This window comes from Streptomyces ziwulingensis (assembly GCF_039542605.1).
GTDB lineage: Bacteria > Actinomycetota > Actinomycetes > Streptomycetales > Streptomycetaceae > Streptomyces > Streptomyces ziwulingensis.
In genome coordinates this window covers 135,072-145,965 of the sequence record NZ_BAABIG010000024.1, presented here as the reverse complement: position 1 = coordinate 145,965, position 10,894 = coordinate 135,072, and the positions used below count along the sequence as shown (strand labels likewise).

Here is a 10,894-nt window from a genome sequence, read left to right as displayed (position 1 = left end):
CGAAAAGTAAACCTCCCTCATTCCGCTTCCGGGCTACGGCACGGGCGCGGCGCCCTCCGGGGTGATCACCAGCCGCGCACCCCGGGTCCGGGCGGAGGACGGCCCGGTCTCCAGCTCCACCTCGCCCGGCTCGACGGCCGTCAGCAGCGCGCGGGTCACCGAGGCCAGGGTCCGCGCGTCCACCTCGAACACGGCCTCCCTCTCCTCGCCCGGCGCCAGGTCGAGGCGGGTGAAGCCGCGCAGCTCGCGCACCCGGGGCCAGGACGAGCCGCCGGACAGCCGCCGCAGATAGAGCTGCACGGTCTCGCGCACCGCCCGCTCCCCGGTGTTGCGCACCCGGACCCGGCAGGTCAGCGCGGGATCGCCGGGGGTGACCCGGGTCCGGGACAGCCGGGGAGCCGCGTACTCCACCGTCGTGTAGGACAGGCCGTGCCCGAAGGGGTACCGGGCGGTGGCGGGCTGGTCGGCATAGCCGCGGTAGCGGTGGTCCTTGGCGTTGTAGAACACCGGCAGGTGGGCGCCGGACCTCGGCACCGACACCGGCAGCCGCCCCTCCGGCTCCGCCCGGCCGAACAGTACGTCGGCGACGGCCCGGCCGCCCCACGGGCCCGGGTACCAGGCGCTCAGCACGGCGAGACCGGCGGCCCTGGACGTGAGGTCGGGCAGCGCGTGCGGCCGGCCCTGGAGGAGGACGACCACCATCGGCACGCCGGTCGCCCCGACCGCCTCGACCAGCGCCAGTTGCCCGTCCGGCAGCGTCAGGTCCGCGAGGTCGACGCCCTCGCCGCAGGTCATCGAGGCGGGGACACCGCTGCGGACGACGGCCGCGCCGTTGCCGTCGAAGTCGGTGTCGACGTCCCGGGCGCTGGAGCCGCCGAGGACCACCACGGCCACGTCGGCACGGGCCGCCTCGGCCGCCGCCCCGGCGATCCGCGAACGGTCGCCGCCCACCAGATCACAGCCCGGCACGTATTCCACCTCGGTGCCCGCCGGGGCGCCCTCGCGCAGACCGGCCACCACCGTGACGCCGGTCCCGGGCCGCTGCGGCGCCGTGTAGTCGCCGAGCTGCCGGACCAGCGAGTCCGCCTCGGGACCGAGGACGGCGATCCGCCGTACCGAGGCGGACAGGGGCAGCACCCCGCCCTCGTGCTCCAGCAGCGTCACCGAGGCGCGGGCGAGCCGTTCGCTCAGCTCGGGCAGGCGCGTGGGCGCCTCGCGGGGCGGCGGCCCGGCCGGCTGTTCGAAGAGCCCCAGCCGGAACTTCAGCGTCAGCACCCGCGCCACCGCCGCGTCCAGCGTGTCCTCCTTCACCAGCCCCCTGGACACCGCCTCGGCCAGCCGCGGGAAGCAGTCGTCCCACAGCCCGAGGTCGCACCCGGCGTTCAGCGCGAGGGCGCCCGCGGCCACCGGGTCCGCCGTCAGCCGGGTCAGCCGGTCCACCGCCTGCCCGTCCGCCATGACGATCCCGTCGTAGCCCCACCGCTCCCGCAGCAACTCCGTGAGCAGGCCGGCGTGGGCGACGCAGGGCAGGCCGTCGAACTCGTTGTAGGCGGCCATCACCCCCGCCGCACCGGCGCGCACTCCGGCACGGACGGCGTGCAGATGGATCTCGTGGAGTTCGCGCGCCCCCAGCTCCGTCGCCGGACTGTTGCGGCCGCCCACCGTCGCGCCCTGTCCGGCGAAGTGCTTCAGCACCACCCCGACACCCTCCCGGCCCATCCCGCGCACCAGCGCCTCGGTGAACCGGCCGGCGAGGTAGGGGTCCTCGCCGAAGCACTCCTCGGCCCGGCCCCAGCGCGCGTCGCGCAGCAGGTCGAGGGCGGAGACCAGGGCGAGATGCGCGCCCCGCGCCCGCAGACCGGCCGCGACACCGGCCGCGGCGGCCTCGTACAGCTCGGGGTCCCAGGTCGCGCCCACCGCCAGATTGACCGGCAGCACGGGGGCGTCGAGCGCCTGGTGCCCGTGCGGGGCCTCCTCCGCCAGCAGCACCGGAATGCCCAGCCGGGTGTGGTGCCGTACGTACTCCTGCACCTCGCCCGCGATCCGGGCCGCGTCCGTTCCCGTCAGGCCGTCCGCGAACCCGACGCCCGACCACGGGTCGGCGCGGTGCAGTCCGTACAGGGCGCCCATGCCGTCGAAGGCGGCCACCTCGGCGCGGAAGGCGTCGGTGAGCCGGTGCGTCCCGCCGGGACCGGCGACGCGCTCGTGGGCCTCCCAGCCGAACATGCGCTGGTTGACCTGCCCGACCTTCTCCATGAGGGTCATGCGGCCCAGCAGGTCGCGGACGCGCGCGGCCACGGGGACGTCCGGGTCCCGGTACCCGGGCCGGCCGTTCCCGGTCATATCAGCTCCAGGACGCGCACGCCGAAGGGGGCGAGCGTGATCTCACCGGCCGCCGCACCCGAGCCCGTCTCGCGCAACTCGCCGTCCGCCACCGGCCGGACCGTCACCTCCTCCTCCGCCTGACTCACCAGCCACACGAAACGCCGCCCGTCCTCGTGGACCAGTACGTCGGCGGCGACCGACGGCGTGTCCACGGACACCGGCCGCCGTACCCCCGCGACCTCGGCGAGCGCCGCGTACAGCCGGTGGGTCTCCTCCGGATTGACGCGGGCGGTGCGCGCGGCCATGTGCTCCAGCGGATAGGTGGCCAGCACCGTACGGCCCCGGCCGGTCTCCCTGACCAGCAGCGCGGGCCGGCCGTGCGCGTCCCGGGCGACCACCCGGGCCCCGCGCGGCACGACCGGCAGGTACGCCCTGCTGTCCTCGTTGCCCGCGACCGGGAAGCGCAGCACGTCCCCGGCGGCGAGCCCCCCGAAGTCCTCGGTGAACGTCATCTCCAGCACCTCGTCCCCGATCGGCTCGGCGACCCCGTACGACAGGCGCAGTTCCACCCCGAACAGTCCGTCCAGGTCGTCGAACCAGGGGCCGCGCGTCCCCGGGTGCTCGCCGGAGCAGAACGACAGGTAGACGGTGGCCCCGGCCTCGGCGCGGCGGGCGAGTTCCCGGCGGGTGCGCGTCGTGAGCTGCCGGGTGGCCGGCAGCAGGTACAGGTTCACCTCACCGGGGAGGCGGTCGGCCTCCCGGAGGAAGCCCACCGGCAGGTCGGCGGCGCGCGCGGCCACGTAGCCCTGGTGCAGGGAGGTGAAGATGAGCGGCCGGTCGGCGGGCCTGCTGTAGGGGTAGCCGCGTTCCAGGAAGGCGGGCACGACGAACGCGGCGTCGGCGTCGGTACGCCGGCAGCGGGAGAAGTCGACCGCCCGCAACGCCTCGGCGAAGTCGGCGAGTTCCCGCAGCGGGGCCTTGGGGGCGCCGGTGGAGTCGGTGATGCCGAAGTGCATCTCGAAGGGGTGGTGGTCGTAGGGCGAACGGTCCCACAGATCGTCGTAGTCCGTGTTGTTCCAGGCGATCCAGCCGGTGGCGCCGCCCAGGAGGGAGTTGTGCAGGGTCTGGCGGTAGTACACGGCCGCGTTCTCCTCGGACACGGTGTCGGTGGAGAGGCCGAACTCCTCCAGTACCACGGGCTGTCCGGTGACCGCCGCCAGTTCGCACTCGAAGGCCGCCCGGTAGTGCTGGCGGACCCGGTCGGTGTCGGAGCGGTAGACGTGCGGGCCGACGAAGTCGACGTACTCGGCGGTGTCGCGCAGCGAGAACCCGTTGTCGCGGCCGGTGACCTCGATGCCCCAGGCCCCGTCACCGAGGGAGACGGGCTGGGTGGCGCCGGCCGCGCGCACGGCGTTGCACATCGCCTGCGCCCAGGCGGTCACCACGTCGGAGGAGGGCGGGTCGACCTGGTACACGCGCCCGTATCCGGGCATCTCGTTGGTGATCAGCCAGCCGGTGACGGCCGGGTGGTCCTTGAAGCGCCGGGTCATCCGCGAGGCGAACCACGCCTGCCGGCCCACCATCCACACGTCCTCGTACAGGTCCCGGCCGCCGCGCCAGACCGGGTCCCAGTTCTCGCCGGACATGTGGCCGACGATGAACGTCGGCACCGTGCCCATGCCCAGTTCCTCGTGCGCGTCGAGGAAGTCGGCGAAGCGCTCGCAGAGCGTCTCGTCGATCCGGTGCGGCTCGGGGTGGAAGTCGGGCCAGTAGAAGAACGAGCGGGTCATCGTCAGTCCGTGCTCGCGCAGGGTCCCGAGTTCCTCGCGGACCGTCTTCGGGTCGTAGTCGCGCCACATCAGCGGACCGCCGGTACGGGACCAGAAGTTGGCGCCGAGCCAGGGCAGGACGGCGGGGTGGTGGGCGAGCTGGGCGCTGTGGCGTCGCATGGTCCCTCTCGGGTGCGGGTGCGGGTGCGGGTGCGGGTGTCTCGGGGTACGGCGGTCAGTGGGATACGGGGGGCGTGGGGTACGGGGGGGCGTGGGGTACGGGGGTCAGTGGGGTACGGGCCCGGTGGAGTCCCGGGCCACCAGGCGGGGCCGGGCGTCGAGCGGCGCCGGCTCGACCTGCTCGCCGCAGCGGGCGAGCAGCAGCCGGGCGGCGGCCGCGCCGACCCGCTGTACCTGCTGGTCGACCGTGGTCAGCCGCGGGTGCAGCCAGCGGCCGAGCGGCAGGTCGTCGTAACCGACCACGGACAGGTCGACGGGAACCCGCAGGCCGCGGCGCTGGGCGGTGCCCATGCCGCACACGGCCATGGAGTCGTTGGCGTAGACGATCGCGGTGGGCGGCTCGGCCGCGTCCAGCAGCGCCTCGGTCGCGCCCACGGCCGACGCCTCGGCGAAGTCGGTGTGCAGCACGGCGAAGGGGCGCAGGCCCCTCGCGCGCAGGGCGTCCTCGAACGCGGCCTGCCGCAGCCGGGTGTGCTGGAGGTCGGCGGGCCCGGCGACGTAGGCGATCCGCCGGTGCCCGAGGCGCAGGAGGTGGGCGGCGACCTCCCGTACACCCGCGTCCTGGTGGCCCAGGCCCACGCTCGGCACGGCCGCCGTCCGGTCGGGCGCGCCGAGCAGCACGGCGGGCAGACCCAGCCGGGCGAGGAGGGCGGGCCGGGTGTCGTCGAGCCGCGCGTCGGTCAGCACGGCGCCGTCGACCCGGCCCTCCGCCGCGAACCGCTCGTACAGGATGTTCTCCTCCGGTACGCCCGCCACCAGATGCAGTACGAGGCCGTAGCCGCGGGGCGCGAGTTCGCCCTCGATACCGGTGATCAGCTCGCTGAAGTGCGGGTCCGCGCCGAGCACGTCGGTGGGGCGGCGGACCACCAGGGCCAGGGTGCGGGTGCGGGCGCTGCGCAGGGCGGCGGCCGGCGCGTTGGGCGACCAGCCCAGCTCCGTCGCGGCGCCGAGGATGCGGCGCCTGGTCTCCTCGGAGAGCCGCCCCTTCTGGTTGAACGCCTGGGACACGGCGGCGGTCGACACCCCGGCCGCCGCCGCCACCTCCTTGATGGTGGGCCGGCGCCCCGGCCGGCGTCCCTGCCGGGGCACGGGGGCGGGCTCTCCTCCGCTGTGGAGCGCGGTCACATCTTCACCGCCCCGCTGATCAGCGCCTGCTGCATCCGCCGCTGGAGCACGGTGTACACGACCCACACCGGTACGAGGGTGAGCACCGTGCCCGCGGTGAGGACGCCGTAGTCGGTGCCCGTGATCGCCTTCAGGGTGGGCAGCGCCACCTGCACGGTCCGCTGCGCCGGGTCGGGGCCGATGATGACCAGCGAGTACAGGTACTCGTTCCAGAAGGTGAGGAAGTTCAGCAGCAGCACGGTGGCGATGCCGGGCAGGCACATCGGCGCGTACACGTGCCGCAGCACGGCGTACGTCGACGCCCCGTCCAGCCGGGCCGCCTCCTCCATCTCCCGCGGCACGGTCCGCATGAACTGCACCAGGATCACCACCGACAGCGGCATCGCGGTGGCCGGCAGGAACAGCACCATGAACGTCCGGGTGTGGAACAGCCCGGTCGCCGCGGCGAGCAGGAAGGTCGGGAACAGCGCCGCGAAGGTCGGGATCAGGAACCCCAGCGAGAAGACCTGCTCCACGACCGCGGCCGCGCGGCCGGTGGAGCGGGCCAGCGCGAACGCGGCCGGCACCGCCAGCACCAGCGTCAGCAGCAGCGCCACGCCCGTCACCAGCGCCGAGTTGACCACGGCCAGACCGAGATCGGCGCTGGTGAACGCGGTGCTGAAGTTGCCGAGGCCGAGGGAGGCCGGCAGCGCGAAAGGATGCGCGAAGATCTCGTCGTTGGACTTGAAGGCCGAGGCGAGGAAGTAGTACAGCGGCACGAGCAACAGCACCGCGTAGAGCCATGCCAGCAGGTGCGCGGGCAGCCAGCGTTTGCCGAGCTTCATGGACGGCCGCTCCGATCAGTAGGTCCAGTCATGGTCGTTTTGCCGGGGTGTCTCAGTAGTTCTGGCGGAACACCCGGCGGATGGCGAGGAGTCCGGCCAGGCCCGCCAGGAACAGCACCACCCCGACGCTCTGGCTGTAGCCGAGGTCGGCCGCGATGAACGCCTTCTGGTACACGAGGAAGGACAGGGTGGTGGACGAGGTGCCCGGACCGCCCTGCGTCAGCAGCAGCACATGCTGCGCGGAGCCGAACAGCGTCCACAGGAACTGGAGCATGGTGACCACGCCGACGTAGTCGCGGATCACCGGGAAGTGGACGCGCCACATCGTGCTCCAGTGCCCGGCCCCGTCGAGCTGCGCGGCCTCGCCGAGTTCGGCCGGGACGGAGCCGAGCCGGGCGGCGAACAGTACGGCGGTGAAGCCGATGCCGCTCCACACGTCCAGCGCGATCAGACAGGCCAGCGCGGTCGACGGCGACGCCAGCCAGGCGTCGGTGAGCGAGCCGAGCCCCACGGACTCCAGGGCCCCGTTGACCAGACCGTCCGGCGACAGCGCCGCGTAGAACACCATGGCCTTCGCCGGGGTGGAGATCAGCCCCGGGATGAACAGCAGATAGCGCAGGACGCGGTGACCGGGCGGCCGTTGGGCGACGTAGTAACCCAGCATGTACGCGCACACGATCATGATCGGCAGCGCCACCGCCAACTGCACGGCGGTGTTGCGCACCGCGTCCCAGAAGGCCGGGTCGCCGAAGACGGTGCGGAAGTTGTCCGGTCCGGCGTAGGAGACCGGCTGGAGCATGCCCGGCCAGCGCAGGGCCGCGATGACGAAGATGGCCAGCAGCGGGCCGACCATGAAGACGAGGTACCACACCAGCGCGGGTACGGCGAGGATCGTGCCGCCCTGCCGGGGCGAGGTCCGCGCGGCCGGGGCGGGTGAGGGCGGAGCGGGGCGGCGGGACGCGGTTCCGCCCGGTGTCGACGTGAGCGTCGTCATGGGTGACTCCCGTGGACTGGGTCTCGGCGGGCGAGGGGAGGGGCGGGGGGAGGGGGATGAGGTGAGGGGGCGAGGTGGGCGAGGGGGCGCGTCACACCGAGCGGTAGGCCGCCTCCAGGGTGGCCCGGACCTTCGCGGCGCTCGTGCCGCGCGTGAAGGACGTGCTGGTGGCGGTGATCAGCGGCTGGCTCGCGGCGGGCGGCACGTACACGTCGGGCAGCAGCACCTGGCTCACGTCGTCGCCCAGTCGCTGGGCGGCGGCGACCAGCGGGAAACCGGTGCTGACGGTGTCGGAGCGCAGCGCCATGTCCCGGCCGCTCTCCTCGATGAACCGCGACACGGTCTCCGGCCGGTACATGAACCGCAGGAACCGCTCGACGTGCTCGATCTTCTTCCTGCCGTTCGGACTGATCCAGAAACCGATCAGGGTGTACGTGCGCAGGATGGTCGGCTTGTCGTGGGCGGCGCCGGGGGCGAGCGGCCAGCCGCCCACCTCGGTGTGCCGGGCCACCTCCTCGGGCACCTTGGCGAGCCCCGAGGACATCTGGGAGACGATGGCGGCGGACCGGGTGTTGAACTGCGTGGTCATGGAGTCCGAGATCAGGCCCTGCGCCTTGTCGGCGAAGACCCCCGCGTCGCGCAGGGCGACGAAGTAGTCGATGCCTTCCTTGGCGCCCCGGCCGCCGAAGTCGCCGGTCGTGTAGACGTGGCGGGCCTCGTCCTCGCTCAGGAAGGTCTGGATGATCTGGGCGAGGAGCTTCTGGCCCGTCCAGTCGTTGCCGCCGACGGTGACGGGCGCGATGCCCTTCGCGCGCAGCCTCCGGGCGGCGGCGATCAGCTCGTCGCCCGTCGTGGGGATCGTGTCGACGCCCGCCCGGTCGAGCAGTTCCCGGTTGTAGGCGACCGGCCAGTTGGTGGCGAAGTACGGGAAGGCGCGGACCCGTCCCTCGCCGTCCGTCCAGGCGGTGAGCGCCTCGGGCCGTACCCGTGCGCGCAGCCCCCAGCCGTCCAGGTACTCCTTGACGTCGACGGTGGCGCCGACGTCCGTCCAGGCCAGCGTCTTGTCGTACAGGTTGACCATCACGACGTCGGCTTCCTTGCGGGCCAGCCGCGAGGTCTCGTAGACCTGCGCGAGGTCGTCGCCGTTGACCAGGTTCCTGACCTCCAGACCGGGGTTCTCCTCGCGGAACCGCTTCAGCGCGGCCAGGTAGGTGGGCGATCCCGGGGCCGTGGTGCCGAGTTGGCTGTGCACGACGAGGGTGTCGGGATCGGAGTCCGCCGCGGCCAGGGCGGAGCAGCCCGACAGGGCGGGCAGGGCGGTCGCGGCGGCGAGGCCGGAACCGGCGGCGAGAAAGCCGCGCCGAGTCAGCGGTGAGCGCACAGCGGTGGTCTCCAACCAGGCGGTTAACGAGTGGTTAATCGATGTACCAGCGAGGGTGCGAGGAATTTAGAAGGGACTTCCGCCGGGGTCAATACCTGCCGGCCATTTTCTGTGCGGCCGAGAGCGCGTCGCGCCGTGCGACAGCCAGGACAGCGTGCCGGTGGGCAACGGGCTCGGGCCGTCGGCCGTGAGGTCGCAGAGCGGCCGGGGGAGGGGCGCGGGGGGCGCCGGGGAGGCGCCCTCGGGTTCGGTCAGCTCCGGGGCCGCCGGGTCGCCGCGGTCGTCCGTCGCCATCCGCCCGTACCCTCCCGGAGCCGGCCCGCCCCGCGTGACGTACTCCACAGGATCGAACGCGACGCCGTCCCGCCCCGCCCCATCTCGCCCTCTCCCTCCCCGTCCCGCCCGTCTCGCCCTCTCCCTCCCCGTCCCGCGCCCAGGAATACAGGAATACGAAGACCGTCCCATCGGTCCGCCACTGAGGAGTCGCCGTGCTCTCCGAACAGTCCGTCCCCGTCGTCCGGGCCACCCTCCCCGCGGTCGGTGCCGCCATCGACGACAAAGCCCGGCTCTTCTACCGCAAGCTGTTCGATGCCCACCCGGAGCTGCTGAGCGACCTGTTCCTGCTCCGCCCCGCCGACGGCAGCGCCGTGCGCCCCTACCGCCCCGGCCAGTACGTCAGTGTCCAGGCCGAACTCCCGGACGGCTCCCGGCAGATACGCCAGTACAGCCTGTCCGCCGCCCCCGGCCGCCCCGAGTGGCGCATCACGGTCAAGCGGGTACGGGACGCGGACCGGCCCGAGGGCGAGGTCTCCTCCTGGCTGCACACCCACGCCCGAGTGGGCGACGTGCTCGCGGTGTCCGTGCCCTTCGGCGACCTGGCCCTGGAGGAGGGGAACGGCCCGCTGCTGCTGATCTCCGCCGGCATCGGCGTGACCCCCATGGTGGCCATGCTGGACCACCTCGTCGACGCGGGCGTGACCCGGCCGGTGACCGTCGTCCACGCCGACCGCACCCCCGCCGACCACGCCCACCGCGACGAGCAGACCCGGCTTCTCGCGGCCCTGCCGGACGCCCGGTTCCACCTCTGGTACGAGGAACCGGGCGACCTGGCGCCCCACGGCGCTTCCGCCGGGCGGGCCGACCTGACCGCCGTGGAACTGCCCGCGGACGTCACGGTCTACCTCTGCGGACCGCTGCCGTTCATGCGCGCCGTCCGCGGCGACCTGCTGCGCCGGGGAGTGCCGGCCGAGGCCGTGCACTACGAGGTCTTCGGCCCCGACCTCTGGCTCGGACGCGCGCAATAGCGGACTCGCGGACCAGCGGACCAGCGGACCCGCGGACACCCGGTGGCGGCCGGCCTTTTCCTCACGCCCGGTAACTGTCGCGCGGACGGCTCGACCAGGCGGCCCAGCGGCCCTCGCGGCGGGCGACCGCGATGTGCCGGCCGAAGCAGGCGGTGAGCCGGTCCTCGGTCAGCACCTCATCCACGGGGCCCCGGGCGAGGACCCGGCCCTCGCGCAGCAGCAGGGCGTGGCCGACGGCCGGGGACAGTTCCTCCAGGTGGTGGGTCACCGTCACCGTGGCCAGCCGCGGGCGCCCCTCGGAGAGGTGGTGCAGGGCCTCGATGAGATCCTCCCGGGAGGGTAGGTCCAGGGCGTTGAACGGCTCGTCCAGGAGGAGCAGGGCGGGATCGGCCATCAGTGCCCGGGCGATCAGGACGCGGGCCCGCTGCCCGCCCGAGCACACCCCGTACGGCCGGTCGGCCAGCTCCTTGACGCCCAGTTCGGCCAGCAGCTCGTGAGCGCGCTGCCGGACCTCGTCGTCGTACCTCCGCCACAGTGGCTGCACGGTGCCGGTGTGCCCGGTCAGGACGACGGTGTGGGCGCCGAGGTCGTCGGGCACCCGCTGGGCGGAGGTGACGTGTCCGATGCGGGTGCGCAGCTCACGGACGTCCACCCGGCCCAGCCTGCTGCCCAGCACCTCGACGGTGCCGGTCGTGGGGTGCATGAGGGCGCCGAGCAGCCGCAGCAGGGTGGTCTTGCCCGCGCCGTTCGCGCCCAGCAGGGCCCAGTGCTCCCCGGGGCGCACGGTCCAGTCGATCGCGTCCAGGATGACCTGGTCCGTGGTGTAGCGGCGGACGCCCACCTCCCTGAGCAGCACGACGGCCGCCGCCCCGCCGTCCGCCGCGTGCTCCGCGCTCTCCCCGGCCCTGGCCGCCATGGCTGCACTCCCTTCG

General features: G+C 73.6%; 8 protein-coding genes. 1 reads left to right on the top strand and 7 read right to left on the bottom strand.

The window, feature by feature from the left end; genetic code table 11:
* Positions 1–33 precede the first annotated feature (33 nt).
* The 6 genes from ABEB00_RS14330 to ABEB00_RS14305 form a co-directional block, all read right to left on the bottom strand.
* The gene (locus ABEB00_RS14330; protein ID WP_345619944.1) at positions 34–2,343 is read right to left on the bottom strand and encodes a glycoside hydrolase family 3 N-terminal domain-containing protein; all 2,310 of its coding nucleotides are present in this window, start codon (positions 2,341–2,343) and stop codon (positions 34–36) included.
* A complete protein-coding gene (locus tag ABEB00_RS14325; protein ID WP_345619943.1) occupies positions 2,340–4,274 on the bottom strand; it encodes a cellulase family glycosylhydrolase in 1,935 nt (644 codons plus the stop codon). Before ABEB00_RS14325 ends, ABEB00_RS14330 begins: the two co-directional genes overlap by 4 nt.
* A gap of 105 nt (positions 4,275–4,379) precedes the next feature.
* A complete protein-coding gene (locus ABEB00_RS14320) occupies positions 4,380–5,423 on the bottom strand; it encodes a LacI family DNA-binding transcriptional regulator (RefSeq protein WP_345619941.1) in 1,044 nt (347 codons plus the stop codon).
* Positions 5,424–5,455: 32 nt separating this feature from the next.
* Positions 5,456–6,283, bottom strand: coding sequence for a carbohydrate ABC transporter permease (locus ABEB00_RS14315; RefSeq protein WP_345619940.1), 828 nt, complete (start codon positions 6,281–6,283; stop codon positions 5,456–5,458).
* A gap of 52 nt (positions 6,284–6,335) precedes the next feature.
* Positions 6,336–7,277, bottom strand: coding sequence for a carbohydrate ABC transporter permease (locus tag ABEB00_RS14310; RefSeq protein WP_345619939.1), 942 nt, complete (start codon positions 7,275–7,277; stop codon positions 6,336–6,338).
* Positions 7,278–7,368: 91 nt separating this feature from the next.
* Complete coding sequence (locus ABEB00_RS14305; protein WP_345620051.1) at positions 7,369–8,658, bottom strand: ABC transporter substrate-binding protein; 1,290 nt, start codon at positions 8,656–8,658, stop codon at positions 7,369–7,371.
* 488 nt (positions 8,659–9,146) lie between these two features.
* Between ABEB00_RS14305 and ABEB00_RS14300 the strand changes: the two genes are divergently transcribed.
* Positions 9,147–9,962 carry a hypothetical protein gene (locus ABEB00_RS14300; RefSeq protein ID WP_345619938.1) on the top strand — a complete coding sequence of 272 codons (816 nt, stop codon included), beginning with the start codon at positions 9,147–9,149 and terminating at the stop codon, positions 9,960–9,962.
* Positions 9,963–10,023: 61 nt separating this feature from the next.
* On the opposite strand, the gene ABEB00_RS14295 is transcribed toward ABEB00_RS14300, so the two are convergent.
* Positions 10,024–10,878, bottom strand: coding sequence for an ABC transporter ATP-binding protein (locus tag ABEB00_RS14295; RefSeq protein ID WP_345619937.1), 855 nt, complete (start codon positions 10,876–10,878; stop codon positions 10,024–10,026).
* Between the last annotated feature and the right edge of the window lie 16 nt (positions 10,879–10,894).

What these genes read in the sequence shown, in the direction of transcription:
- ABEB00_RS14325 (WP_345619943.1), bottom strand. Translation starts at nt 4,274, where the DNA reads ATGCGACGCCACAGCGCCCAGCTCGCCCACCACCCCGCCGTCCTGCCC.
- ABEB00_RS14330 (WP_345619944.1), bottom strand. Translation starts at nt 2,343, where the DNA reads ATGACCGGGAACGGCCGGCCCGGGTACCGGGACCCGGACGTCCCCGTG.
- ABEB00_RS14295 (WP_345619937.1), bottom strand. Translation starts at nt 10,878, where the DNA reads ATGGCGGCCAGGGCCGGGGAGAGCGCGGAGCACGCGGCGGACGGCGGG.
- ABEB00_RS14310 (WP_345619939.1), bottom strand. Translation starts at nt 7,277, where the DNA reads ATGACGACGCTCACGTCGACACCGGGCGGAACCGCGTCCCGCCGCCCC.
- ABEB00_RS14315 (WP_345619940.1), bottom strand. Translation starts at nt 6,283, where the DNA reads ATGAAGCTCGGCAAACGCTGGCTGCCCGCGCACCTGCTGGCATGGCTC.